This window comes from Salinisphaera sp. S4-8, assembly GCF_040361235.1.
In the GTDB taxonomy this organism is placed as follows: Bacteria; Pseudomonadota; Gammaproteobacteria; order Nevskiales; family Salinisphaeraceae; genus Salinisphaera.
In genome coordinates this window covers 44,467-70,558 of record NZ_APNF01000002.1, presented here as the reverse complement: position 1 = coordinate 70,558, position 26,092 = coordinate 44,467, and the positions used below count along the sequence as shown (strand labels likewise).

Annotated in this window: 25 protein-coding genes; 14 read left to right on the top strand and 11 right to left on the bottom strand. The window is 59.7% G+C overall.

Translation table 11 applies throughout. The features are described from left to right. Positions 1–88: 88 nt before the first annotated feature. On the bottom strand, positions 89–2,434 hold the full coding sequence (locus S4A8_RS02995) for a KAP family P-loop NTPase fold protein (RefSeq protein ID WP_353218983.1): 2,346 nt from the start codon (positions 2,432–2,434) through the stop codon (positions 89–91). A 229-nt stretch (positions 2,435–2,663) separates the two neighbouring features. Between S4A8_RS02995 and S4A8_RS02990 the strand changes: the two genes are divergently transcribed. Further along, on the top strand, positions 2,664–3,305 hold the full coding sequence (locus S4A8_RS02990) for a tyrosine-type recombinase/integrase (protein WP_353218982.1): 642 nt from the start codon (positions 2,664–2,666) through the stop codon (positions 3,303–3,305). 231 nt (positions 3,306–3,536) lie between these two features. Here the strand turns inward: S4A8_RS02990 and hmpA are convergent, their stop codons facing one another. Further along, a complete protein-coding gene (hmpA, locus tag S4A8_RS02985; protein WP_353218981.1) occupies positions 3,537–4,763 on the bottom strand; it encodes an NO-inducible flavohemoprotein in 1,227 nt (408 codons plus the stop codon). A 78-nt stretch (positions 4,764–4,841) separates the two neighbouring features. On the opposite strand from hmpA, the gene S4A8_RS02980 reads away from it, so the two are divergent. The 6 genes from S4A8_RS02980 (at position 4,842) to sugE (ending at position 7,884) form a co-directional block, all read left to right on the top strand. Then, positions 4,842–5,273, top strand: coding sequence for an RrF2 family transcriptional regulator (locus tag S4A8_RS02980; protein WP_353218980.1), 432 nt, complete (start codon positions 4,842–4,844; stop codon positions 5,271–5,273). A 41-nt stretch (positions 5,274–5,314) separates the two neighbouring features. Beyond that, the gene (locus tag S4A8_RS02975) at positions 5,315–5,632 is read left to right on the top strand and encodes a carboxymuconolactone decarboxylase family protein (RefSeq protein ID WP_123592102.1); all 318 of its coding nucleotides are present in this window, start codon (positions 5,315–5,317) and stop codon (positions 5,630–5,632) included. Next, positions 5,633–6,607 (top strand): NAD(P)H-dependent flavin oxidoreductase, encoded by a 975-nt coding sequence (locus S4A8_RS02970; protein WP_353218979.1) that lies wholly within the window; start codon positions 5,633–5,635, stop codon positions 6,605–6,607. It begins immediately after the preceding gene. Next, entirely contained in the window at positions 6,604–6,816 is a 213-nt protein-coding gene (locus tag S4A8_RS02965) for a hypervirulence associated TUDOR domain-containing protein (RefSeq protein ID WP_123592104.1), read from the top strand. Before S4A8_RS02970 ends, S4A8_RS02965 begins: the two co-directional genes overlap by 4 nt. A gap of 9 nt (positions 6,817–6,825) precedes the next feature. Further along, positions 6,826–7,365 (top strand): DUF488 domain-containing protein, encoded by a 540-nt coding sequence (locus S4A8_RS02960; RefSeq protein WP_353218978.1) that lies wholly within the window; start codon positions 6,826–6,828, stop codon positions 7,363–7,365. A gap of 198 nt (positions 7,366–7,563) precedes the next feature. Beyond that, entirely contained in the window at positions 7,564–7,884 is a 321-nt protein-coding gene (gene sugE / locus S4A8_RS02955) for a quaternary ammonium compound efflux SMR transporter SugE (RefSeq protein WP_353218977.1), read from the top strand. Position 7,885: 1 nt separating this feature from the next. Here sugE and S4A8_RS02950 read toward each other — a convergent pair whose 3' ends face one another. Both S4A8_RS02950 and rnk read right to left on the bottom strand, forming a co-directional pair. Beyond that, a complete protein-coding gene (locus tag S4A8_RS02950) occupies positions 7,886–8,104 on the bottom strand; it encodes an acetyltransferase (protein ID WP_353218976.1) in 219 nt (72 codons plus the stop codon). A gap of 18 nt (positions 8,105–8,122) precedes the next feature. Then, positions 8,123–8,527, bottom strand: coding sequence for a nucleoside diphosphate kinase regulator (gene rnk / locus S4A8_RS02945; protein ID WP_353218975.1), 405 nt, complete (start codon positions 8,525–8,527; stop codon positions 8,123–8,125). Between the two features lie 119 nt (positions 8,528–8,646). Here rnk and S4A8_RS02940 point away from each other — a divergent pair, with 119 nt between their 5' ends. Further along, the gene (locus tag S4A8_RS02940; protein WP_502950704.1) at positions 8,647–9,468 is read left to right on the top strand and encodes a bile acid:sodium symporter family protein; all 822 of its coding nucleotides are present in this window, start codon (positions 8,647–8,649) and stop codon (positions 9,466–9,468) included. Between the two features lie 737 nt (positions 9,469–10,205). Here the strand turns inward: S4A8_RS02940 and S4A8_RS02935 are convergent. The 6 genes from S4A8_RS02935 to cypR form a co-directional block, all read right to left on the bottom strand. Next, positions 10,206–11,552, bottom strand: coding sequence for an ISL3 family transposase (locus tag S4A8_RS02935; protein WP_293617899.1), 1,347 nt, complete (start codon positions 11,550–11,552; stop codon positions 10,206–10,208). 309 nt (positions 11,553–11,861) lie between these two features. Next, a complete protein-coding gene (locus tag S4A8_RS02930; protein WP_353218974.1) occupies positions 11,862–12,785 on the bottom strand; it encodes an alpha/beta fold hydrolase in 924 nt (307 codons plus the stop codon). Next, on the bottom strand, positions 12,757–13,890 hold the full coding sequence (locus tag S4A8_RS02925; RefSeq protein WP_353218973.1) for an acyl-CoA dehydrogenase family protein: 1,134 nt from the start codon (positions 13,888–13,890) through the stop codon (positions 12,757–12,759). Before S4A8_RS02925 ends, S4A8_RS02930 begins: the two co-directional genes overlap by 29 nt. Before the next feature lie 70 nt (positions 13,891–13,960). Next, positions 13,961–15,466: an acetyl-CoA acetyltransferase gene (locus tag S4A8_RS02920; protein ID WP_353218972.1), complete on the bottom strand. Its 1,506-nt coding sequence runs from the start codon at positions 15,464–15,466 to the stop codon at positions 13,961–13,963. Positions 15,467–15,596: 130 nt separating this feature from the next. Then, the gene (locus tag S4A8_RS02915; protein ID WP_353218971.1) at positions 15,597–16,274 is read right to left on the bottom strand and encodes a transglutaminase-like domain-containing protein; all 678 of its coding nucleotides are present in this window, start codon (positions 16,272–16,274) and stop codon (positions 15,597–15,599) included. 169 nt (positions 16,275–16,443) lie between these two features. Next, positions 16,444–17,520 (bottom strand): transcriptional regulator CypR, encoded by a 1,077-nt coding sequence (cypR, locus tag S4A8_RS02910; RefSeq protein ID WP_353219297.1) that lies wholly within the window; start codon positions 17,518–17,520, stop codon positions 16,444–16,446. 123 nt (positions 17,521–17,643) lie between these two features. Here cypR and S4A8_RS02905 point away from each other — a divergent pair, with 123 nt between their 5' ends. The 3 genes from S4A8_RS02905 to S4A8_RS02895 all read left to right on the top strand — a co-directional run bounded on the left by S4A8_RS02905 (position 17,644) and on the right by S4A8_RS02895 (position 20,846). After that, positions 17,644–17,964: a 2Fe-2S iron-sulfur cluster-binding protein gene (locus S4A8_RS02905; RefSeq protein ID WP_353218970.1), complete on the top strand. Its 321-nt coding sequence runs from the start codon at positions 17,644–17,646 to the stop codon at positions 17,962–17,964. 86 nt (positions 17,965–18,050) lie between these two features. Next, entirely contained in the window at positions 18,051–19,394 is a 1,344-nt protein-coding gene (locus tag S4A8_RS02900) for a cytochrome P450 (RefSeq protein WP_502950703.1), read from the top strand. Between the two features lie 216 nt (positions 19,395–19,610). Then, the gene (locus tag S4A8_RS02895; protein WP_353218969.1) at positions 19,611–20,846 is read left to right on the top strand and encodes an NAD(P)/FAD-dependent oxidoreductase; all 1,236 of its coding nucleotides are present in this window, start codon (positions 19,611–19,613) and stop codon (positions 20,844–20,846) included. A 375-nt stretch (positions 20,847–21,221) separates the two neighbouring features. On the opposite strand, the gene S4A8_RS02890 is transcribed toward S4A8_RS02895, so the two are convergent. Beyond that, positions 21,222–21,506 carry a helix-turn-helix domain-containing protein gene (locus tag S4A8_RS02890; RefSeq protein WP_353219296.1) on the bottom strand — a complete coding sequence of 95 codons (285 nt, stop codon included), beginning with the start codon at positions 21,504–21,506 and terminating at the stop codon, positions 21,222–21,224. A 273-nt stretch (positions 21,507–21,779) separates the two neighbouring features. On the opposite strand from S4A8_RS02890, the gene S4A8_RS02885 reads away from it, so the two are divergent. From S4A8_RS02885 to S4A8_RS02875, 3 genes are all read left to right on the top strand, one after another. Next, on the top strand, positions 21,780–22,847 hold the full coding sequence (locus S4A8_RS02885; RefSeq protein ID WP_353218968.1) for an endonuclease/exonuclease/phosphatase family protein: 1,068 nt from the start codon (positions 21,780–21,782) through the stop codon (positions 22,845–22,847). A gap of 15 nt (positions 22,848–22,862) precedes the next feature. Further along, on the top strand, positions 22,863–23,513 hold the full coding sequence (locus S4A8_RS02880) for an HAD family hydrolase (protein WP_353218967.1): 651 nt from the start codon (positions 22,863–22,865) through the stop codon (positions 23,511–23,513). Positions 23,514–23,693: 180 nt separating this feature from the next. Continuing rightward, positions 23,694–24,446: a metallophosphoesterase gene (locus S4A8_RS02875; protein WP_353218966.1), complete on the top strand. Its 753-nt coding sequence runs from the start codon at positions 23,694–23,696 to the stop codon at positions 24,444–24,446. Positions 24,447–26,092: the final 1,646 nt, after the last annotated feature.

The window sequence follows — 26,092 nt, the reverse complement described above, 5'->3', positions numbered from 1 at the left end:
AAGAGCGGACATACGGCACTGACCTTTTTTTGCAAGGCTTGGAATTAGAATTCTCGAATTAGCTTTCATTATTGAAGCAGGTACTAGCTCAGAAATCGAGCGGGTCTCGTTCTCTTAATCCTAGCCATACATCGAGAAAGTATTGCAATGTACGAAGCGCTTCCCGGTCTTCGGGGAAATTAGCGGCATCAATTGCATCGCACCTCGTCTTCGCCAGCTCAATGCCGACGAATTCTTCGATTGTCGATTTATCGAAAGTGTGCCGAGGCGTGGCGACTCGATCGCCCATGGAATGAACGGTGCCGCGATTCATCATCCGTGTGGTAATTCTTGCGAAGCCTTCGTCTGTTCTAATTATCTTAGCCACCCATTCCCGAGGCTCTTCCGACGAGGCTGCGTAGTCTTTCCAACGGTAGAGCAGTAACATTAGATTTGGGTCGTTGATTAATGTTCCCTCGCGAATCGCAAGGCGCCTAATCGCTTGCAGCCACTCGGCTTTCATCGTCTCCAGGGTGTCTAGATCGAGCGGCGGATCGAACCTGCCACTTTGGCCTTCCTCACGATCTGCGGGATCGCTTAAGTGGATTAACATCGCCGCGATGGACAGTGCTTCAGTTTGGCGCAGAGCACTGACTGCTATACCACCGCGTGCTTCAGCTGGAATTCGTCTTAAAAACCAACTCGTTGCCCGCCAGGCGGAAACCCAAGGAGAACTGAATGGATCATCCATTCTAGAACCTGAAAGCTTCTGCGCGATCGTGAACATCTCGGGTAGCAGCACAGTGGCGTTTTCTACGGGCAGGCGTTCAACGGACTCGTCGAGCCTCGCAGCGAGTGACGGCAACAGCTTTCTCCTTTCAATATCGGCTATCTCTGCTTTAAGCTCATTTTCTCCTGCCGTCGCTTCAAGAAACGCGACGAATTGACGCTCAGATATTTCACCCATTGCTGTCTGAAGCTCGAAATAGCGCGGAAAGTAACGCTCAGTACATACCCGCTTTGCTTCTATCCAATTCTGCCGAGAGTCGTTGGCATAACGCATTCCTCCATAAGCCCATTCGAGCCCGGGGAATAGCTCTTTGATAGCGTCCCGCGTAACGTTGCGGCGGTTTTCAGAAACTAAATTGAGAAGCCGCTCCGCTGCAAACTTATTTTCATCATCCATTCGATCACTTGGGTAACGCCCTATTTGAAGAACGAGTTCTTTTTCTCGAAATAACGCCTCGTGCAGTCTAGGCTCAAAGACTCGAAGTGCCTCCAGAAGAATAAAGTCGATTATATTTACTTCAAATACATCACCGGCGACGTGTAAGGGAATATGCACAGCAATCGAAGAGATCAGTCGCCGAACGTCTCGTATGTTATGCAGCATCGGCTGAATACAGCCTACAAAAACATTTCCCCACCGAGTTTCTGAAAACCCGTTTGCGTCGGTGGCGTAAGGCTCCGCCAATTTAGAAAGTTCTTCCCCGAAAATTTTATGCACTGTCGGTACCGGCACCGCGGGTAAATCGAAGCTGGTTTGCACAACTTTTTCTAGAAAAGCTCGGCCATCACCGTCAGCAACTGGATCGAGCGCTCTTTCTACGATGCTGGATTGGAAGAGAAGAACAAAAACAATATTCGGCAAGTTCGCGTTCGCCTTTACCTGACGAAACACCATGCGGATTTGTTCTGGCTCAAGCCGGTCTATGTCGTCTACGAAGACGATCAACGGCCGCTCAAGTTCACGTAGATGCCTCTCTAGGGATTCGCGTACTTTATCTAGCGAGTCCCTGCGGTGGTCATGCGCGAAATGGGAGAGTAGTCGTCCGACTAGAGACAATACGGCGGCGATGCCAGCAAGAATGCCTACGATTTTCGCGTCCGTGGGAAGGCTAAATCCTATTGCCGAAGCAATACCGATTATTGAGGAGTGAGTGAGCACCATCGAGATGAGATAACTTCCATCTCGTCCTTCTTTGAGTGGCGCGGCAGTACCCGTGAGAATCGCGCCGTAGTTTCGCAAAGCGTCGGCGCGAGCCAGTGCGGCCTTAGAATGCGCACCCCCTAACCGGTCAGCTATCTGGGTGAAAAGGGCGCGGGCGATCGCGTCGCCGTCGCCCCATTGCCACGGATTAAAGTCGAGCCAGTCTGCGCTAGCGCTTCTTTTGCTGAGGTACTCGATGATCAAATTTTTAAGGGAAGACTTGCCAAAGCCCCATCCGCCACGGATGGCGAAGACCCTGCCTTCGCGCAATTTTAGTTCAGAAAGTACTGTGGCTATTCGGCCTGCAAAGTCGGTTCGTCTTAAGCGGTCCTCGGAAGCGTCGAGGATAGCCTCGTCGGCACCGATGCTCGCCTCAATCGGCAGCTCAGGCCCAGAGCCCTTTTCAAACCGAGCTATTCTGCGACGACAGCACCATTCCGAGAGACGTCTCAATAGTTGCATCATTGCTTAACGCCCCCGTGAGGAAGTAATTATTTCGCCGAAAAATGGGGTGGTGGCAAACCGGTCTATTCAAGCTCCATCGTTTCTGAGCCGCGTTGCTTCTCGGCTTAATTCGAGCTTAAACGACTATGTTGCTCAAGCCCTACACGATATAAGCGACCGCTTTGGGTCGCTACCTGATCACGGGTAATCGGTCGGATATTGATGGTTCCGTTCATCAAAAGGAATCGTCATGGAGTATATCGACCAACGGAAAGGCACTCATTCTAAAGGGTCCATCATTCCGTGGAACAAAGGCCGCCTAGTCGGTCCAAAACCGCCGCTAAAGCTCAAGGAGATCTGGGGCATTCGGGTACGGCTACAGCTTGCGACCCAGACGCGGGATCTCGCACTGTTTAACCTCGCGATCGACAGCAAGCTACGCGGGTGTGACCTGGTTAGGCTCAAAGTTCAAGATGTCGCGCACAGTGGCCGCGTACTGTCCCGTACCGCGATTGTTCAGCAGAAGACGGGCCGACCTGTACAGTTCGAACTGACAGAGCAGACACGTACCTCGATCGAAGCATGGATAAGCGCCGTCGCGCTGCGAGCCCATGATTATTTGTTTCCGAGCCGGGTGTCGGGTTCTCCACATCTATCCACGCGGCAATACGCCCGAGTCGTTAAATCGTGGGTTGAGAGCATCGGCCTTGATCCTCTCGAGTACGGTACGCACTCGATGCGTCGCACGAAAGCGACGCTGATATATAGGCGAACGCGCAATTTACGCGCCGTGCAGCTCTTGCTGGGACATACGAAGCTGGAAAGCACGGTGCGCTATCTGGGCATCGAGGTCGATGATGCGCTCGAGATGTCGGAGCAGACAGAGGTATGAAGGGCATCGCTGCCGAACGAGTTAGCTCTAGGCTCGTTCGGCGCGTACGCCTACCGGCCAGAAGCCGCCGTCGTGATAATCGATTCGGGTGGTTTCCAATGATGCTGGACACTCTGGATGGGTGCGCTACGCGATAGCAGGGTATGTTCGAGGCCCGGCTCGGAGTGCTGCTTTGGATTCGAAGAAAGCCTGTAGTCGCAGAACCAATCGACGACTACAGGCATGTTCTTATCAGGCGGCGAGTTTCCCGCCAGGGCCGAAGAACTCGTAATGCACATCCTGTTCAGGCACGCCGCGTTCGCGCAGCAGTGCATGGACATGCTCGAGCATTGGTGTCGGGCCGCAAAAGTAATAGGCCGCTAGCTGTTCACCGACCATCTCGTCGAGTAGCGTTGCGTCGATCAGGCCCTCGCTGTCGTGCAGCCCGGCGGCGCGATCGGCCTCGCGAGGCGCGTCGTAGCGCACATGAACGCTGAGGTTCGGGTGCTTGGTCTTCAGCACCTTCAATTCGTCCGAAAAAGCTTGGACGGCGCCGTTGAGCGCACCTTGAATAAAAATGATCGGACGCGTGTTGTTCGAGTTTTCAACGGCGGCGTGCAGCATCGAGATCACAGGCGTCACCCCCACGCCGCCGGCGATGAACACCAGCGCCTTATTATCGTTATCAGGGATGTCGAGCGTGAATTCGCCACAGGGCGGGCTGAGCTCTACGCGATCGCCGGCATAGATGCGATCGTGCACGTAATTCGAGAAGATGCCGTGCGGTGCCTCCTCCGCGGCTGCGGGCTCGCGCTTGACGCTGATGCGGTAGTAATCGCTGCCAGGCGGATTCGAAAGGCTGTAATTGCGCATGACCGTCTGGCCATTCGCGAGAGTCGCACGAATGGTTATGTACTGTCCCGGCGCATGGGCAGCTAACGGTTGGCCGTCCAGCGGCTTGAGATAGAATGACGCGATGTTGTCGCTGCTTTTCTCGCGCCGATCAACGATGAACGACTTGAAGCCGTGCCAGCCGTATACCGTGTCCTGGGTGCTGTAGATCTGTTTCTCGCGGGCGATAAATATGTCCGCCAGTACGGCGTAAGCCGCTGCCCATGCGTCGATGATGTCGTCGGTCGCGGCTTCGCCGAGCACTTCGCGAATCGAAGCGAGAAGGTTGTCGCCGACGATCGGATAATGCTCGGGCTGGATGCTCAGCGATGCGTGCTTCTGTGCGATCAGTTCGACGGCGTCGCCGAGCACGGCCGGGTTATCGATATGCTGCGCATACGCCAGGATCGCGCCGGCCAGAGCGCGCTGCTGGCTGCCCGAGTGCTGGTGCGCCGGGTTGAAATAGTCACGTACCTCCGGATTGACGCGAAACATCCGTTCGTAGAAATGCCGTGTCAGCGTTTCGCCGTGCGCCTGCAATACCGGTACCGTCTGTTTGACGATCGATTTTTGTTGATCCGTAAGCACCGTTGTCTCCAAATAGGTAAGTGACATGCCAATTAATAATTGGTATGTTAGTTACCGAATTAAGAAAGTCAAGCCGTCATGCAACTGACCACACATACGGACTATTCCCTGAGGCTGCTGATCTATCTGGCGGTTCGAAAAGAGGGCATGCCGGCGACGGTTCAGGCGGCGGCCGATCGCTATCGTATTTCTGCGAACCATATGGCGAAGGTGGCTCAGACCCTTGTGCTATATGGCTATATCAACAGCCAGCGAGGCCGCGGTGGTGGGCTGTCGCTCGCAAAACCGGCGAGCCAGATCAATATCGGTGCGGTGGTTCGTCGTACGGAAAATCTCAGGCTGCTCGAATGCTTTGGCCCGAACTCGACCTGTCCGATCGATCCCGCATGCCGGTTGAAGAATATTCTGGGCCGCGCGCAGACCGCGTTTCTTGAGGTGCTCGATGAGTATTCGCTGGATGCCCTCGTAACCAACGAAGACGAATTACGGATGTTGCTCGGCGGCGCGTAAGCGCCACGGCGGTTTCGATTCACACCAGGCGGGAGCAGACCATGAGCCAAACACCGGGACAAAAGCGCAAGGAACTGACACCGGATGCCGAGCAGGCGTGGCGAACGTTCAGCAAGGCGGTATTTGCCGAGGGCGAACTCGATGCCAAGACCAAGCAGCTGATTGCCGTCGCTGTGGCGCACGTTACGCAGTGTCCACACTGTATTGAGGCGCATGCTCCGGCGGCCAAGCGAGCCGGCGCGACCCAGGGTCAGGTCATGGAAGCAATCTGGGTGGCCGCAGAAATGCGGGCCGGCGGCGCTGTCGCGCATTCACATCTTGCGCTGGATGCGTACGACAGCGCACCGGATGACGGCTAGATGTACGGCGCCTTGAAAGAACTGTTGGGTATCGAACATCCGATCCTGCTGGCGCCCATGGGCAACGTCTCAGGCGGTGCGTTGGCGGCTGCCGTGAGTCATGCGGGCGGTCTCGGCCTGATCGGCGCGGGTTACGGCGATGCGGACTGGTTGGATCGTGAATTTCAGAAAGCAGGCGAAGCGAGGATCGGTGTCGGCTTCATAACCTGGGCGCTGGCGCGCAATGCGTCTCTGCTTGATCTGGCGCTCGCCTACGAGCCCGAGGCGGTGATGTTCTCGTTCGGCGATTGCACGCCATTTCTACCCGCGGTGCGCAAGGCCGGTGCGAAGATTATCTGTCAGGTCCAGACGTTGGCGCAGGCGCGTGATGCCGCGGCTGCCGGCGCGGATCTGATCGTGGCCCAGGGTACGGAAGCGGGCGGGCACGGTGGGACACGGTCCACATTGACCTTGGTTCCGGCCGTCGTGGACGCCGTGGCGCCAACACCGGTCGTCGCTGCCGGCGGTATCGCCGACGGGCGTGGACTGGCTGCCGTATGCATGCTCGGGGCTTCGGGTGCGCTGATTGGCACGCGGTTTTTTGCCAGCGAAGAGGCGTTGGGCCATGCCAACGCGAAACGCTGTATTGTCGAAAGCCAAGGCGATGCAACAGTAAGAACGCGCGTGTTCGATATTGTGCGCGGCTATCCTTGGCCGGTGCATATCACCGGTCGCGTGCCGCTCAACCGCTTCTCGGAGCAGTGGCATGGGCGTGAAGATGCCTTGTCTGCCGATCTGGCCCATCAGCAGATACGCTACCGCGAAGCCGAAGCCGCGAACGATACCGATACCACGGTTGTGTTTGCCGGCGAGGCTGTGGATTTGATCGATACCATCGAGCCGGCGGCAGCGATCGTCGCGCGGCTCGCAAGCGAGGCGTACCGGCTGATGGGGATTCCTTCTACATCCGACGCGAAAATTGGGAGCGTGCGATGAGCCAGACATTCAAGGTTGGCGATCATGTCGCCTGGAATTCCGAGGCCGGCCAGGTCAGCGGGCGTATCACCAAGGTCCATACGCGCGATTTCGAATACAAGGGCCATATGCGGCGTGCGTCCGTCGACGAACCGCAGTATGAGATCGAAAGCGACAAGACCGATCATATCGCGGCTCACAAGGAATCCGCGTTAACGCGGATCGAGTAAAACAGCGCCGTGTCGAGTTCTGTCTTCTATACCGTCGGCCATTCGACGCGTACGCAGGAAGAGTTGATCGATCTGTTGGGCGTGGGCGGGGTCGATCATGTTGTTGACGTGCGAGCCATGCCGCGTTCGCGCACCAATCCGCAGTTCAATCACGATGTCTTCGCGATGAGACTCGCGGCCTCGGGTATCGGCTATGACCATAGCGAGGCACTGGCCGGTCTGCGCAAACGTTCGAAGACGGTCGCCGACGAGATCAACGGCTTTTGGCGCAACCGCAGCTTTCATAACTACGCGGATTACGCGCTGAGTACGCGCTATCAACAAGCGATCGAATCATTGATCGAACTGGGCCAATGCCATGTCTGTGCGCTCATGTGTGCCGAAGCCGTATGGTGGCGCTGTCATCGACGCATCATTGCTGATCACTTGCTCCATCGCGGCGAGCGCGTCTGTCATCTGATGAACAAGGATCGTATCCAGCCCGCCGAGATGACCTCGGCCGCACGTACCGGCGACAATGGCATGTTGATCTACCCCGCGGCCGAGTGAGTGCCGGGCCGCCTCGCTTATGCGCTAGCACGGCGATACCCATACGCGGGACGCCGAGCACGCACAATTTGATCGCCCGGCAGGCGTACCAAGCGTTGCGTCTGGTCGAACGCCTGCCTACCCTGTGTCGTCGAGGCCACGACCTCTCCCAGCTATGGGCCGGAAACGACCGGGACGACCCGGCACCGCAGGAGACGCGTGCCCTGGATCATATTGTTCGCTGCCGGCCTGTTGGAGATCGTCTGGGCGTTCTCAATGAAGCAATCGGCCGGCTTTTCCCGACTCACCCCGTCGGTCGTAACACTCGTTGCGATGGTGGCCAGTTTTGGTCTGCTGGCGATTGCGATGCGCACGCTGCCGCTTGGCACGGCCTATACGATATGGATCGGGATCGGCGCGGTGGGCGCGTTCTTCGTGGGCGTGTTGGTGCTCGGAGAATCGGCAAGCACACTACGCATTCTGGCGCTGATCCTGATCGTGGCTGGTCTTGTTCTGATGAAACTCGCGTCCGAAGGATGATCTATCGCTGAGACGCGGATGGCTGCTCCGTCTTCTCATCGGATTCGGCGAGTGATTCCAGCGTTTCGGTTAAATTCAGCCTTCGTATCGCGCTGATCGCCACCTCCAGCGCGCCTTCGCCGCAGAGCCCGGAGATTGAAGCGTCCTCGTAGCCGGTCAACGCAGCTTCGCTACAGGCATCGCGCACGCCCGCGGCGATTGTCAGCTCATCGGTGTTCACGGCTAATGCCTTCGCGACTCACACCGAGCGATAGCGGGCTTCGGGTTGATCGCGCACCTCGAGCACACGCAGCTTGAGCGTATCGCCGCCCGGCACCTGCCACTGGATCATCTGATCGACTGCAAGACCGAGCAAGGCGCTACCCACCGGCGCGAGTATCGATACCTTCCTTGGGCTGCCGTCCATATCCTTCGGATAGACGAGCGCAAGCTCGAAACGCTTCCCGCTATCGACGTTTTCGAACGCGATGGTGGAATTCATCGTCACCACATCGGCCGAGATTTCGTCGGAGGCTACAACATGAGCACGCGCGAGTTCAGCCCGCAACTCGGGTATGCCGGGCACGCTGTCGCCGGTTTTTTCGAGCAACGCGTCGATACGTTCGTAATCGGTTTCGGTAACGATGATCGGTGGCTGATCCATGAGACTATCCGAAGCTTGTCGCGCTATCAGCGCGACTTTATGAGTGGGTCAACCAGTTATTAAAGCATAGTACAAGCGGTGCCGGAACAAGTCGTCGACAGGCAGTATCGCGGGCGCCGATTGGTTCCGATCCGTCGGGTTTCGACCGCTGGGGCTGCCATGAGCAGGCTTGCCGCTGCTTTCCGCTCGTCGTACTGCCCATATCGGGGCTGGCACCAGTTTGGATACCACCCGAACTGGCACTCGGCTTTTTCTACCTTGGCGCCTTGCCTTCGGCGGTTTCTTCGTCGATAGCATTTACGGCAATGGCCGGCGGTAATGTGCCCGCGGCGGTCTGCAGTGCAGCGGCCTCGAACGTCTTCGGCATGATGATGACGCCGTTTCTGTTAATACTTCTTGCGCAGACTGCCGGCGGTGATGCATTCGCCGTGGGTGATGCCTTGCGGGATATCGTCGTGCAGCTTCTCCTGCCCTTTGCCGCGGGCCAGGCCATCAGGCCTTGGGTCGCCGACTTTATGGACCGGCATGAGGCACTTTCGTCACGCTACGATCAAGCAGTGATCCTGCTGATCGTCTACGCCGCGTTTTCGAAGTCGGTGGCCAGCGGACTGTGGCACGACCTGCCGCTGGGTGCGATTGCACTCGCAATTGGTCTGTGTGCAGTTTTACTCGCGGCCATGATCGGTATCGCAATGGGCTTGTCACGGAGACTTGGCTTCAACCTCGCGGACGAGACCGCAGCAGTATTTTGCGGCTCGAAGAAGAGCCTGGCGTCGGGTCTACCCATGGCGAATGTTCTGTTTGCCGGTAATCCGGCGCTCGGCATGATCGTCCTGCCTATCATGGTCTACAACCAGATCCAGATCGTGGTCGGTGCGTTACTGGCCAAAACGTATGCGAAACGCTTGCGACGCCAGGCGGTGAAGGAGTCAGACGCATAGTTTCGTGCGGTGCGCTTCTATGAAGGATTTTCCCAGCGGGCGTGTCCGCTTTGGGTCGGTAGCAGCCAATAAAGTCTGATCGAACTCGCAAGCAACTACGAACTCGCGGTCGGTGATTGAACGAGCCAAACCGCTCGGACTAGCTACTAGTCGTCCCCGCTACTGTGTCGGAAGTCACCCGGTGCGGGATACTGGTCCCCTGAGGTGTAAGCAAATTGGAGCTGGTTAAGTGGCTCTCCACCTTTATGTGGGGGGCAACTTTACGTGGGCACTTGCGGTATCGATTGGAGGCGTTTGCTGCAGTTCGTCCAAGGGCATTGGTTATTGCTGATCGGCTATACAGACGGTTTCTAGTCTATCGAATATAGGTGATCTGGTTTATGGCCCTTCTTGGCTTTTGCTGGCGCTCCGAGCTACGGTGCTTTTCCGTGCTGCCCGCTGTTCGAGTGAAGATCCAAAGGCCGGCAGGCACGCCGCAGCCAAGCTTAGTCGCCCCAGGCCCAAGGTCCTTGCGAAGGGATCTCGTCCGAACGTGCCCGGGCACGTTGCCGTTCGTTGCCTTCAAGCTTCACCAGCTCCAACGGACTGATCGGAGTATAAGGCAAAATATTAGGGTATCCGGAATCTACTGTGGATTGGGGTAAGCTGCGCTGTAACTCGTTCGTTCTCACGTTTGTGGATTTCCGTGGTTTATGCCAAGTCACGGCAGGTCCCGAGGATGTGGGTTCTCGGAACGTCTATTCGAAGTAACCTGCTTCCAGAAGCCCACAGAGGGTAGGAATATGGGGGCCGTACTCGATTGTCCGGCTCTCTGTCGTCGTGGAAGCAGCAGCACGAGTGAATGTCAGGTAATCGGTCGCAGAGGTATCCGGTAGCGCAGGGGTCGACCGGGCGCGTTGTCGTAGGGGCTTGCGGTTCGGGCGGCGGGCCTTCTCGTCGTATACCAACCGGGCACGGATCACATCGAAGCTATAACCTCGGCCCATTCGATTCATGTCCTTCGCGAGGCGGTTGATGGACTCAGTATAGCCATTCGAGATGGGATGCTCGTAGTAATTGAATACCGGTTCCCACCAATTGCGAAGGGCGGTAGCAGTCTCTTTGAACTGAGGCGCCACCAACTCAGGTATGCCGTTTAACCACGCCTGGGCCGCTCTTTCAGCTTCCCGGCGACAATCATGCTCGTATAGGCGATGGAACGTCTCTTTCGCCTCGTAGGCCGCCCCCAATGCTGGGAACTGTGCAAACCAGCGATCGAGAAGCTCACATTGAGCTTCGTCAAGATCCCGCTTACGCGCCAACAGCAGAAAACGGTCATCCTTTAGCTTGAGGCGAGTCCGTGTATCCAAGCCCTTGCGGATGAGCTTGCGAACCTTCTCCACGGCATCGTTTGTCATCCGAACGACATGCCAGCGATCAGCAACGATCAATCGACCCGGTAGCTGCGCATCAATCACCTGTCTATATACATTCCACAGATCCATCGTGACGACCCGCACCCGATGTTTATCCGGGAGCTGCTGAAAATACGCGAGCAGATCCGCCTTCTTGCGCGTCGGCAGCATATCGAACAGGGCGAGTTCGGTGACGTTAGTGATCATCGCCCGGTACTGGCCGATGATCTTTAGTTCGTCGATTCCAAGCACTTCGGGCGTTTCGAATTTCACTTCCCGTGAGAGCCGTTCGACATAATCGTCGAAGATGTGGCGGATCGTGCGCTCGTCCACGCCGACATCGCGGGCAATCTCAGCGAAGGTGCGGCGCAAGCAATGTTGCTCGATGTAAGCGATCAGGCGGGAGGTCGCTTGACGCTTCGAATCCACATTGAGCAATCCACTGAATGTGGTTTTCCCGCAGCGCTTGCACCGATAGCGGCGCCGCTGGATCTCGATCAGGACACGCTTGCCATGCATCGGTGTGTCGATGAATTTTTGTGTTTGGCGCCCGTGCCCTTGCATGCCGTCATGTTGACATTGTGGGCAGCAGGGCGGCTCGGCCTGCCCATCTGCTAGCACTCGGTAATGATCGCCCAAGTCATCGATTTCCAAGGCCCGGAGCGGCCGCAGGTTCAAGAAGTCCTGAATCATCCTGGCTCCTTAGGACCGTATCTCAGCTCGTTCGCACACATCTATAACGTCGATCAGACTACGCTCACCGGCATAGTGCTTGGCTCGCTGCCACCAGAACGTATCAAGGGGCGACGTGTGCCAACCTGAAAGTGCAGGCTAAGCCGATATTGGGGCACTAATTCGGAGCATCTTTCCGCCTCTCCGGCCGCCCGGATGCCTGACTACAGCGCGCCATCGAGATGCCTGACCCTTGCGTGGCAGTTTGTGTGGCCACCAATTTGGGTTTTTACAGGGCTCGCGGCGTGCATAGCCCCCAGGTGATCATCACTTCCGGTGACACTTGGGTAACATAGCCTGCCGTACGGCATCGCGGACCGTGTCGGGTCGCTCCACGGGCAGGAAATGGGTCGTTCCGGCGATGGTGTTCACTTCGGCGCAGGGCAATAAGGCGCGCAGGCGCTGGCGCGCCCTTGGCGAGAAGGTCGAAGCGCGTTCCGCGGCCAGTGCGATCACCGGACACTGCAACCGACGGATGCCGGGCCAGGGGTTGTGTTCGGTATGGGCGAAGGTGGTGCTCTCCCACTCGGGCGCACAGGCCAAGCGAACGTGATCGCCACGCTGCACGAGGCCGTGCTGGACATAGGCTTCAAGCCACGCCTCGGGCCAGGTCTTGAAGCCACCGCGGCCACGAAAGTTGGCAAGCGCCGCGGCATGCGAGTCGAACACCCTGCGCCGGCGTGCCGCGCCGGCGGCCAGTGAGAACCGGTGCGACTGGCGAAGCAGCTTGGCCAACCACAACTGCCAGCCCTGCCAGCGATCCATGATCACGGGCTCCGCCAGGATCAGCCCCAGCACCTTGTCCGGCCGTCGGGCCGCGGCCATGATGCTGGTGGTGGCGCCGATGGAATGGCCGGCCAGCCAAATCGGCTCATCCAGGCGCTCCAACCAGGCGGTAAGGTCCTGGTAGTAGGTTTCCCAGCCACGGAACGTCGCAATATCCGCGGCCTCGGCGCTGGCCCCGTGGCCGCGCATGTCCCAGGCCAGCACGTTGCAATCGCCCGCCAGCTCGTCGAGCAGCGGCCGGTACAGCCGACCATGGAAACCTGTCGCATGCGCCCAGTGCAGGGTGGGGCGTCCGTCCGATTGCGGCCAGCGCCACAGCACGATTTCCCGGCCGTCCGGGGCCGTGAAGCCGTCGCGTTCGATCACGCCGCGCGTCTCAGTAGGACTTGGGCAGGCCGAGGACATGTTCGCCGATGTAGTTGAGCAGCATTTCATTGTTGATGGGCGCGATCTCCATCAGCCGGGCCGAGGGCCATAGCGTGATTATGTCGTAGTCCTTGTCGAAGCCGTAGCCGCCGTGGGTTTGCAACGCGGCCTCGACGGCCTTGACCGCGGCGCGCGAGCCCAGCAATTTCGCCATGTTGGCATGGGCGCCGGCATTGCCGCCGGCGTCGAACGTCGCGGCGGCCTGGATCATCATCAGCCGTGCCGCCTCCAGTTCGGCCTTGGCCTCGGCCAGCCGGTGCTGCAGGGCCTGGTAGCGACCGATGGGGACGCCGAAAGGTTTGCGTTCGTTGGCGTAGGCCACGGCCTTTTTTAGCGCGTAGTTGCCCAGGCCCACGGACATGGCGGTCACGAGTAGGCGTTCCGAGTTCAGCGCCTCGAACATGCCGGCCAGGCCCTGTCCCGGGTTGCCGATCAAGCGGTCCGCGGCGAGCTCGACGTCGTCGAAGAAAACCAGGTACTGTCGCTCCGGCCAACCGACGTCAATGTTCAGGGGCTGCAACTCCACGCCGGGCGCATCGGTATCCACCACGAACAGGGACATACCCTCGGTGCGGCGCTCGACCTCGCCGGCCTTCTGGGTGCGGGCCACGACCAGCATGCGGTCGGCGTCCGCGGCGCCGGAAATAAAGACCTTGCGCCCGGTCAGCCGATAGCCGTCGCCATCCCGCGTCGCCAGCGAGGACATCGCGAAGCTGTTGGTGCCGGCATCAGGCTCGGTGATGGCGAAGCACAGTTTTTCGGCCCCGCTGATCGTCGGTCGGACGAAACGCTCGAACTGCTCGGGTGTGCCATTGCGGATGATCGGCACCCGCGCGAAGCCGGTGAGAAGCAGCATGGGCAGCACCAGCCCGGCCTCGGCCAGCGCTTCCATCAGCGCGACCAGTTCCACCTGGCCGCCGCCCGTGCCGCCCCGATCCTCGGGGATGGTGATGCCGAGCAGCCCGTATTCGCCCAGCGCCTCCCAGGCCTCCTGCGGGAAGCGGTGGTTATCGATGCATTCGCGCATGTATTCCCGGGAAAAGCCTTCGCTCACGACGCGGGCGGCCTCGCGAACATCGCGCATGCGCTCGGCGACGCTGGCCTGGTCGAACTCGATTTCGGTTGCAGCGCTCATTATGATCTTCTCCTCGCAGTTACCCGTCCGGGGTGAACAGGTTGCGTTTGCCGTCGTTACGCACGCGGCCCGTCCGATCGAGAAATTCCTCGTTCGTCATGGCATCGAGCAGGTCGGTATCGGTGGGCGTGTTGGCGACAAAGCGCCGGCCATCGCTCAGGCGGCCGAGGACGATGCCCTGAATCGGCCGGTCGGCGCGGTCGTGCATGACGGTGTAGGTCTCGATGCGGCCTTTGCCTTGCGCCTGCTCCACAATGTCCACGACGGGACCGGCGTCGATTTCAGCTTGCAGCCCGGCGGTATCGATCGGCCGCCAACCGCCGGCGGGCGGTCGCCCGCCGTAGAGCCCCAGCGAATGCTTGCTCATATACCAGCCCACGCCGCTGACCAATCCGGTGGCGCTTCGGTCGGCGCGGATGCGGGCCATGATCTCGGCGATGGCGTGAGTGCAATAGTTGTTGCCGGGCCCGCCATGGTAAGCCAGCCCGCCCGTGACAGTCAGCGGCCGGGGATCGTGCGCGGCGATGCCCAGCGCGTCGCGCGCCATCTGTACCGCGCTTGGGAAACAGCTGTACAGGTCGAGGTGATCGATCTCGTCGATGGTGAGTCCGCTGGCCGCGGACAGCCGCTCGCCGCAGGCAGCGATCGCCGGCGAGCGGGACAGATCCGCCCGCTCGGACACGAACCAGCGCTCGTGCGCGTTTGCCGCGGCCAGGGGGTACACCCAGCGCTCGGGGTCGATGCCCAGCTGCCGGGCCTTCGCCGCCGACATCATCACCAGCGCGGCGGCCTGATCCACCGCGATGATGGCGTTCATGTGCTTGGTGTAGGGCGCACCGACCATGCGGTTTTTCGGTGTGCGCTCGGCGATGTCGGCCGCCGATAGCGGCTCGCGGCGCCAGGCCTGCGGATTGCGCACCGCGACGGCATTAAGCCGGGCGTATAATTCGCCCAGCATCTGCCGGTGCTCGATCGGGCCATGGCCGTAGCGGCCGCGCAGGGCCTGCTCGAACAACGGATAGATCTGGATGGGCAGATCCAGCCCGTGGCGTTGTTCCGTCGCATTGGTCGGCTCGCGGTCGTCGCCGAGCAGCCGCGGGCCCTCGCCGCTTTCGGTGTCGATCACCCCGGACAGGCCGGCGCCCTTGCCGCGCATTTGCGTGGCAAGGGCCTCACCGCCCGCGATCAAGGCACAATCGAGCCCGCCAGCGGCGATGCGGTCGGCATAATACCCCACCAGCCATTGACCCATATTGCCGCCGATGGGGGTGTAGAAGCGCTCGCCGGGATCGATGCCCAGGCGCCGCGCCAGGCTGGCCGGGGCGTCGGGATAGGCCGGTGCCAGTATGTTGAGACAAGTCAATGACTGGATCTGCCCCAGCACGCCGGCCACGCCGCAATCCTCGGCCGCGGCCCGAGCGGCCTCCGCGATCAAGCCGATGGGCGTGCGCTCGGCATCCGGTTCGCCTGCGGTGACCTGGCCGGCGCCGACCAGCACCGGCGTTGTCTCCTCATGCGTCATCATCGATCCCGTGTTTGTCGACCGGCGCACCGAACAGTAACTGAACTCGTCCGCGGGCGATCGGCGCGCTGGTCCTGTCCTGCCGGCAGGTCAGGGCCACATCCGTCGCAACGCCGGGCGATTACGGTAACAGCTACCCGGCGCGCCTTTCCTGTTCCATCTCCGCCCCCATGTCGCCGCCCAGTTCATCGAGTGCCGCCAGCAGACGCGGATAATGCTTGCGATAAACGGCTTCCAGCTCGGCTAATGGCAGGTCGGCGCGGGGGCCGTGATCGGCCAGATACTGCATGTGGCGGCGCCCCGCGGTGTCGAACTCATGCATCAGCGCATCCTCGCGACCGTCGAAGTCCAGCGCCTTGACGCCGAAACGTTCGCACAGTTCGATGTTGAACGCCGGGGTGGCTTTGATCCAGCGCCCGTCCAGCCACAACTCGGTATAGCCGTGGTAATAGAAGATGTCGGTTTGCATCAGCGCCAGCAGCCGTTGGCTGGCCAAGTGGTTTTTCACATCCGCCAGACCGATGCGCGCGGGGATGCCGGCGGCCCGGGCGCAGGCCGCCAGGAGGCCGGCCTTGGGCACGCAATAGCCGCTGCCCGCGGTCAGGGTGGCGCTGGCGCGCAGGTGAACGGGGTCAAGCGAGAACTTGTAGGGGTCGTAGCGGATTTCATCGCGCACCGCGTAGTAGAGCCGGACGGCGCGTTGTCTGTCATCGCCATCCCCGGCGCGGTTCTGGGCAAAGGCCTGGATGTCGGCGTGATCGCTATCGATAAAAAGACCGGGCGCAAGATAGTCGCGGGTGTCTGCATTCATGTGAACATTCATTCGATTGAGGGCGGTGGCGCCGGTAGCCGAGCGCGAATTACCGCAGCATAACCAGTGTCAGCGAGATAGCATCGGGTAGACGGGGGAACGCCCACAAGGTCATTTTTTGCCAGCATGGGGTTATTTGAAGACCCAGGGAGATCGGCGGTTTACCCGATTAGGATGACGGGCCCGACGTATGCATGACTCGCAAACCGGCACGGCGCCTGTACTGCTCGGGCGGCTGCCCGAACCAGCGCTTGAAGGCGCGCCGGAAATTCGCGCTGTCGTGATAATTCAACAGTGACGCGATGGCCTCGACGGGCAGTTGGCTGTCACTCAAATAGTGGGCCGCCTGCTGGGACAAAATCTCGTCGCGGATCTGGCGAAAACCGCTGTGCTCTTGTTTGAGCTTGCGCGCTAGGGTGCGTTTGCTCATGAACAGGGCGGCTGCCGCCTCGTCTTCGCTGAGCGTTCCGGGCGGGTGGGACAGCATCATTTGCTTGAGCCGGGTCCGATAGTCCGGATCGCGGGTCTGAAGTCGAGCGAGCATGGCTTCGCACTGCTGCAAGGCCAGGCGATAGTTTTCATGATTGGCGGAGGCGTTTGGTTTCCGGCACAACGTGATCGGGAATGTGACCTTCAACTGATCGCAGCCAAAGTGAACCGGCCCCGGCAAATGGTCGGGGTAGATAGCCTCGTATGCGGGGGCCGGGTGAGGGAAACAGACCTCGGCCTCATATATCGGCCGACCGACGATGAATTCGCCAATTTCAAGACATGCCTTCACCACCGTATCCGCCAGGCAACGCGCCACAACCTCATCGAGCGGCACCTGGAAATTCACCAGGCATTCCAGGCGATCCTCAACCTGTTGCAAGTGCAACTGGATGAAGCTGGCGCGCGTGGGCAGGAATGTATGAAACGCCTGTAGCGCGGTGAGCAGGTCGGGGCTGCTATAGGCGACGAAGCCAACCGCGCCGTGGGTAGCCGGCGTCAGGCGCGCGCCCAGCCGCAGTCCGAACTCCGGCCTGCCTGACAATTCCAGCGCGTTGCGCAGAATCCGGATCTGCTGGGCCGCGGTGAGCAGGCTGTCCTCGCTCAGCAACTGTGCAGCGTCGAGCCCGGTGCCGCGCAACAGTCTGGGCAGTTGCCGCGCCGCCAGGCCAAGCTCACGGGCGATCAGCCGCGAGTAATTCGACGGAATATCGGCTTTCGGGTAGTGCGAACCGTCCGCGTGCTGCGTCGTTGTCATAGGCGCCCCTCCACGCTGCTCGTTGAGTGTCTTCAAATGACCCTGTTTTGTCAAAAAATGACCTCGTCAGGGTGCCGTCACACAGCCACCATCAGCATAGACAGTTCTCGCAGGAGAAGCGCATTGGGCAAAATCACGTTTATCGAGCACGATGGCACCGAGCACGTTGTTGAATTCGAGGCTGGCGCCTCGCTGATGCAAATCGCCGTAGATAACGCCGTTCCCGGCATCGATGCGGACTGTGGCGGTGAGTGTGCCTGTGGCACCTGCCACCTCATCCTCGCGCAGGAGTGGTTCGCAAGAACCGGCGTGCCTGGTCCGAATGAAGAGCAGATGCTGTCCCTGACCCCGGAGCGAGCAGAAACCTCGCGTCTGGGCTGCCAGGTTCAAATCACCGAGGCGATGGACGGGATGAGCGTCCGGCTGCCCGAATTTCAGATGTGAGAACGGAGGAGACCATGTCAACGCGAACCGAAGCAAGCGACGCGATCCAGGCCCGAGTGGTCAATGCTACCGCCCGGCTGGTGCCGATGCACTGGCAGATCCGGGGGCTGAAGGCGCTGGTAAACGCCAAGAAGAAGATCATCGGCCCGCGACGGCCCGCGGCCAACTTCGTTGAATCGCCTGTGCCCGATGTCAACACGCTGGCGCTCGAAGACATCGATCTCAGTAATCCCTTTTTATACCGGCAAGGTCAGCGGGGTGCCTACTTCAAGCGGCTGCGCGACGAGGCGCCCGTGCACTACCAGAAGAACAGTCCTTTCGGACCCTTCTGGTCGGTCACGCGCTATGAAGACATCCGGTTCGTGGACAAGAATCACCGGCTGTTCTCTTCCGAGCCGCAAATCGTTATGGGTGATCCCCCGGAAGGTCTGTCGGTGGAAATGTTCATCGCCATGGATCCGCCCAAGCACGACGTGCAGCGCCGCTCCGTGCAGGGCGTGGTGGCGCCCCAGAACCTGAAGGAAATGGAAGGGCTGATCCGTAAGCGCACCGGAGAGGTGCTCGACAGCCTGCCTCTGGACGAAGCCTTCAACTGGGTGCCGGCGGTGTCAAAGGAGCTGACGGGGCGCATGTTGGCCACGCTGCTGGATTTCCCTTACGAGGAACGGCACAAGCTGGCCGACTGGTCGGATCGAATGGCCGGCGCAGCATCGGCGACCGGCGGCGAGTTTGCTGATGAAAAGCTATTCTTTGACGACGCCGCAGACATGGCCTGGTCTTTCTCCAGGCTTTGGCGCGACAAGGAGGCGCGCCGCGCGGCGGGCGAAGCGCCCGGTTTCGATCTGATCAGCCTGCTGCAGAGCAACGAAGACACGAAGGATCTGATCAATCGCCCGATGGAGTTTATCGGCAACCTGACGCTGCTCATCGTTGGCGGAAATGACACCACGCGCAACTCCATGAGCGGCGGCGTACTGGCTTTAAATCAGTTCCCCGAGGAATTCGCCAAACTGAAGGCGAACCCGGATCTGATTCCGAACATGGTTTCGGAAATCATCCGTTGGCAAACGCCGCTGGCGCATATGCGCCGGGTCGCCACGCAGGATGTGGAAATGCATGGCCAGACCATCAAAAAGGGCGATCGCGTGGTGATGTGGTACGCCTCGGGCAACCGGGACGAACGCAAGTTCGAAAACCCTGATCAGTTCATTATTGACCGCAAGGACGCGCGAAACCATATTTCTTTTGGCTACGGTATCCATCGTTGCATGGGCAACCGTCTCGCCGAACTGCAACTGCGCATTCTGTGGGAGGAACTGCTCCAGCGGTTCGACAACATCGAAGTCGTCGGTGAGCCCGAGCGTGTGCAGTCCAACTTCGTGCGGGGCTATTCCAAGTTGATGGTCAAACTAACGGCGAAGCCGCAGTAGGCCGGGCAAGCGTCAAACCGCCGGTGCATCCCCGAGCGCAGCGGTATTGGCTCCTGGGCCGGTCCATCCGAATCCGGTTCGCGGCTGCCGTTGTATTTGACTGCACGGAGCCGCTCACCGCTCGCGCACTGGCGGCGCGAAGGGCTTCAGGAGCGCCGGCGCCCCTTGTCGATCTCCTGAACGATCCGGTCCCAAGGCACGGCTAAAGAGAGAGGCATGGCAAACAAAGGGAGAGATGCGACGGTCATCGTTGGCGGCGGGCACGCGGCAGGCACGCTTCTAACGACCCTCATTCAGAAGCAATGGCCACATGAGGTGGTCCTCATAGGCGACGAACCCCATCCGCCGTACCAGCGTCCGCCCCTGTCCAAGGACTACTTAGCGGGCAAAATGGAACGTGAGTCGTTGTACCTGAAGCCGCGCTCGGTGTACGAGAACGCAGGCCACCGACTGCGGCTCGGCGAGCGCGTCGAGCACATAGACCGGGTCAACAAGACCATTAAGCTGTCGGACCAGAGCAGCCTGGGATACGATCAGCTGGTCTTGGCCACTGGATCACGCGCCCGACGCCTAAACGTGCCCGGCGCTGATGACTTGGAAGGCATTCATTATCTGCGCGACATAGCAGACACGGATGCCCTGCGGGGTCAATTTGTCCCGGGGCAACGCCTGGTCATCGTTGGTGGTGGCTACATCGGCCTGGAGGTGGCCGCCATCGCCGTCAAGGGAGGCCTCAAGGTCACGGTGCTGGAAGCCACCGGGCGAGTCATGCAACGTGTCACAGGCCCTGAGATCTCGGCATTCTTTCTCGCCAAACACAGTAATGCCGGCGTGGAAGTGCGCCTGGACACGTCGGTAACCGGCTTCGAAGCCGACGGCGACGGTCATGTGGCTGGCGTGGCGGTGGCGGACGGCCGCACCGTACCAGCCGACCTTGTGCTCGTCTCGATCGGCATCACGCCGGAAACCGCGCTGGCTGAGTCCGCCGGCCTGCCCTGTGATGAGGGTATTCTCGTCGACGAGTATGCGCGCAGCGACGATCCCGCCATCCTGGCGATCGGCGACTGTACCCGCCACCGGAATCTTTTCTTCGAGCAGCCCCAGCGGATGGAGTCAGTCGCCAACGCGGTCGATCAAGCCCGTACCGCGGCGGCCACCCTGATGGGGAACGACAAGCCCTACGATGCCGCTCCATGGTTCTGGTCGAACCAGTACGACGTACGCCTGCAGATGGTGGGCCTGTCCAAAGATCATGATGAGCGGGTGGTGCGGGGTAACCCCAAGGATGGGGCATTTGCGGTGTTCTATATGCGCGAAGGCCATCTTATTGCTGTGGACGCGGTAAATCTGCCTATAGCTTTTATGGTGGGCAAGAAGCTCGTCTACCAGCGCAGGGACGTCGATGCTGAGGCATTGAGCGATCCCGATATCGAATTGAAGTCTTTGCTCTGACGCATGCCGAGACTGCCGTCCGTGACCCGGGGCCCTTCCGCGGCATGGCAGCGGAGATTCGAGTATTACCTTCTATCCAAGGCGGGGCCCGCTCTCTGCATCGCTCTCTCGACGGCATCGGCTGAGTAAATCGAGGCGCATGCCGATATCCCATCTGGCCTGGGCCACATTACTATCTGCGTGACGGGACAACTCAACGACTTCTTAACATGAAGTCGGGACTGGATCTTGTTCGCTAGGGATATGGGCGCCCTTTTCAGCCACTGTGGTCTGTTTCTTAAGTGTCCGTGACGGAGAATTGAACGTCACGCTGTGTTCCAGTTTACGAGCCGACACTCACACAGGGATTGCCCACATACCATTCTATTTTACAGATTACATGTCACACGCGGAGTTGTCATCGAACCCACACTGTATTCCGGATACCCAAATATTATCGAGGCCGCGGTACTCGCCCAGTGCTCGAAGCACGCGGACCAAGTTCACAGTGGTTACCGGTGCTCCATTCTCTAGATTGGAGACGGTTTTGCGGGATACGCCCGCCTCGTTCGCCAGTATCTGTTGGGTCTTGTTGCGATTGAGGCGGCGCCGCGCGAAGCGGGCACCCAGTGCTTTCAACGCTGCCGTATCTCCGCTCTCTAGAAGATCAATAACGCCCATTACGATAACCATTAAAGCCATTTTTCGCCTTTAGTGTACCTTTGGATGGGCGTAAAAGGTCTGGCGAGGCGTGCGATGCTGTTGGGCAATTCCTATACTTTGCTGTTGAGAAATCCCTATAGGTTGTTGTCGCTGGCGGTGAACGTGCGTTGCCAGCACGCAAGCGCGTTCTGTACCCGTCGACCGGAGCCCTGATGCGTTCTTTGCCGAATCGATGAGAACGCCCGTGAATTTCCGGCATCATGCGCCGCAGTTGTCTGACGGGGGAGTTCAATGCGCGTAGTCTGCCGGCGGGGCCTGCTTATTGGCCTGATGATCGTGCTGTTGTGGGTTGGCATGGCACCGGCGCACGCTGCCGTGCGTATCGCCTCCTGGAACCTCAAGCATCTCGGCTGGAACAACGACAAGGATCTCGAGGCCGTCGCGCAGGTCATCCAGCGCTTTGATCTCATCGCGTTGCAAGAGGTCATGAAGCCCGCCGCCGCGAAGGCGCTGGCGACGCGGGTGTCACAGCGATCCGGCGAGCCCTGGGGCGTGGTGGTCTCGCATACGCTTGGCGACAACCGCTACAAGGAAAGCTATGCCTTCCTCTGGCGTGAATCAGCGGTAACCAACGACGGTGGCACCACTGTCTATCTGGACCCGGGTAACCATTTCGCTCGCGAGCCGCTATCCAGTCAGTTCACGGTCACCGTAGATGGCAAGCCGCTTCGACTCGCTGCGGCGACCGTCCATATCCTCTATGGCGACAGCAAGCGCGATCGGGCCTCCGAAATACGCCAGCTCGACGAATATTGGCGGTGGCTCGGCCAGACATTCGAAGGCAAACGCATCCTGCTCGGCGACTTCAATATGCCGCCGAATGATCCCAGCTGGGAGACATTCGACAGCATGGCGCAACCGGCGCTCACACGCGGCGCGAGCACACTCGGCCAAACCGGTTACGCCAATCTGTACGACAATATCTGGACCGATGGGACGTTGCCGATTTCCGCGCGCGGCATTGGTCGCTTCCCGACCTGGCTCGGTCTCGATCACGCCACGGCACGCGATCGAGTGTCGGATCATGCACCGGTGTATATCGTGCTGGATGACGACGCGGTACGAACCCATCGGGTGCCGACTAGGGAAATCGAGACCGATCCCACAGCGTGTATCGATCTCAATAAAGCCTCGGTGGGCGCGCTGGACCGCCTCGCTCATGTGGGACCGAGTCGTGCCCGCGACATCGTGGCCGGACGGCCGTGGCGGCGCATCGGGGACCTCACACGCGTTTCCGGCCTGAGTGCCGCCCGCGTGGCCGATATTGCAGGCAATGGCTCGGTCTGCCCGATACGTTAGGGGTCTGGAAACTCAGTGACCTTATCTCGCTCTGATCTATCCCGCATCCGCGGCATCGTGTTCGATGCGTTTGGGACGACCTGTCGCGGCGAGCCGCTCTCCAAATTTGTGCCGTGGCACGAATCCCTGCCGCATGCTGAGCGGCAACTGCTTCTCGATCGCTGGATGGCCGGCGAGGTAGGACCTGCGGAACTGATCGCCTACGGTGATCGCCGCCAGGCGCCGCCACTCGATGTGTTGGCCCAGACGCTTGAGGTCGGATTAGACGAAGTCCATGTCTATTCCGACGTCCCGCCTGTGCTCGAAGCATTAAGTGGGAGGGGCTATCGCCTCGCGACGGCGAGCAATCTCGTCGCGCCCTTCGGTCGCGCGTTGGAACGCGAACTCGGTGCGTGGATGGATGGATTCGCACTGTCCTACGAGGTCGGCGCCCTCAAGCCTGATCGCCGGATGTTCGAGGCGGCCGCCCGTCATTTGGAGATGTCAGCAGACCAGATCCTGGTGGTCGGGGATTCCGTAACCGATGACATTGAAGGGGCGCATGCGTTGGGAATGGCGTCGATCCAAGTGGATCGTAGCGGCACGGTAGCCGATACCATTGCCAGCCTTGAGCCGCTGTTATCCCTTCTGTCGAAGCCAGCTGACACCGAGCCGCCTCATTTTTGAACGCCTCGCTTTGCGGGTCGATCGAAGGCAGTGTCGTTGCGATCGAATACTGAGCGATGCAGGTTTACGCCGGCGGGTTTTCTATACTGGTTTAAGCTGCTCTTAAGCGGTCCCAAGCGGTTACGCTGCCCAGCCCACGAAGGCGTGGCACTAATATAAGACGACCAAGGGCACGCCACGATGCGTATTCGAATCCTCTCCGACCTGCACCTCGAAGCCGGCCCGGCCGCTGTCCGGGACGACGTGGACTGTGACGTTGTCGTGCTGGCCGGTGATATCGACAGCGGCACGAACGGGCTGTATTGGGCGCGAGAAGAATTCGATCGACCGGTCATCTATGTACCGGGCAACCATGAGTTCTATCACCACGATGTCGTTGAACTCGCACCGTTGATGCGCGAGACCGCTAACCGGCTCGGTATCCACATACTCGATAACGACCAAATCACAATTCAAGGTCAGCGCTTTCTCGGCACGCCGTTGTGGCCCGGCTTGCCCCCTGATCCTATCCAGCGGGCTGACACCGCGAAACTCTGGAACGCACGGCTCAACGACTTCCGCTGTATTCGAGCAGCTGGAGAGTTAATCACGCCGGATCACATGAGCCGCTGGCACGCTGGCTCGATCCGCTTTCTTGAGGATGCGATTAACGAAAACGCACCGGCCGTCGTGATCAGTCATTTCTCGCCAACCTTTTCGATGCAGAACCCGAGCTTCGCGGGCGACGCCCTGACGTCGTATTTCCAGAACGACCTGGACGAACTGATCGGTCTCGGCGTGTCGCTGTGGGTGTATGGCCACAACCACCACAGCTGTGATCGTGTGGTTTCCGGAACGCGCGTGGTCTCAAATCAACGAGGCTACCCTGGCGAGCGCACCGGATTCGATGCGGGCAAGACGGTCGATATCCCCACGCCCGCACTACCGCGATGAATTACCGGCGCTTAGCAGCCATGCATATAGATAAGGCTCCCCGCTGATCGGCCCGAGTCCTCAATTCGGGTCGATACCCAATTTTGCATGGCCTGCCTTGAGTTGCGTGAAGAACGCTCTTTCGTCATAACTGGCACACATCGTCAGCGCTTCATGCTCTGCGTCGTAGACGGCACGTTCGTACGCGCCGAGATCCCCAGGATTGATCTGTCCTCGCAGCACCACGGGCGTGACTGGAGCAGTGCAGCAATACGACTGGAAGGACGGCCTATCCGTATCTTCATGTCATGAGGTGGTACGCCAGGGACGTAACTTCATGTGACTTCCACCGCGGTGGGCGGCGCTATGACCCTACGGGCAGCTATGTTTTTGTTGCTGTTTCTCATGCATACCGCTGGTGACCATCCTCCGGTATTGAGTAGCACACCGATCTGGAGTCCACTCCTAGGGGCTACGAATGATCAGAAATTCCGATGGCGGTGAAGGACTGCTGCCCCTGCCGCCCTATTGACCCGATTGCGCCGCGACGACCTTTTGTTTTCAGGCTTTTCCAATCCGACCGTGACAACCGGGTAGAACTTGAAGTCTGGCGGCCGAGGCGAACTAAGAAACCGCGGCCGCCAGCCTGAATATAGCTCGCACGCCACGCAAATCTGAAAGTAAACTCGTTAGTACGTTACTTCTTGAACATGTGCGTTGCGTGTGTGAAGCGCCTCCGGCGCGGATCGCCGCGGCAGTCGAGACTGGCCATGGTTATCCGCTGCTGGGTAGCGCCGCAACCCTCGTTCGGCCCGACTCTAAGGGCACAGGCCGGGATGGGGGCTTCGCCACATTGCTGCTCAAGTACGATCAATACACGTCACAAAGGCCAACCCTGTCCTTCCGAAGCCATGCCTGCTGATCCATGGGCGCGATCTGGTATCGAGTGAAGAATGGGTTGTACAAGATTCCCTCTATCGTGGAGTAGCCGGTGCGAAGTCTGACTCGTCCCGCGAGCGCAACCTTCACGGAATCGCTGCCAACTTGCTCCACGTTACCGACCATGTTGTCCGACCACGTGCACACGCGATCGCCGGTCGAAAGGGGGGCGGACGAGGCGCGCGCCCACTTCAGCTGCGCTACCTCGTGCATACGTCGAAGTTCGGCTCTTGCATGCTGACGTTTGGTTGCGGATGGGCCGTTCTGGGCACTGGTGGACTTCTCAGCCGAACCAGTGAGGGGTGCCCTCTGGGTGGTCGAACTAGCGCAACCGCTAATGGCGAGTACGACAAGCATCGCTAAGAGGGGAAGGCTGCCTTTATTACACATGTGATTTTGTAGTTGGTTGAAGAGTTTGGGTTGTATCTAGGCACTCGAGGGCCTGCGGGAAAACGGCCTCGACGCCGTCTGTTATCGGCCGCAGGTTGAACGCCTAAACTCTGGTCGGGCCGGTCTTGCGATAGCCGGGAAACATTCGTCCCGAATCAGGTATGCGAGCCAGAAGAAGAAGCGGTTAACCATTGGGCCGAGTCAGTTCAGCATCACGCCTAGCATCGTCATCGTCGCAAAGATCAGCGCGCCCGAGAGCATAAGCGGCTGAGGGACCCGGACAAGTCCACCACACCCGCGGCGTGGTCCATTAACTTGGGTCGCTTGAAACGGATAAG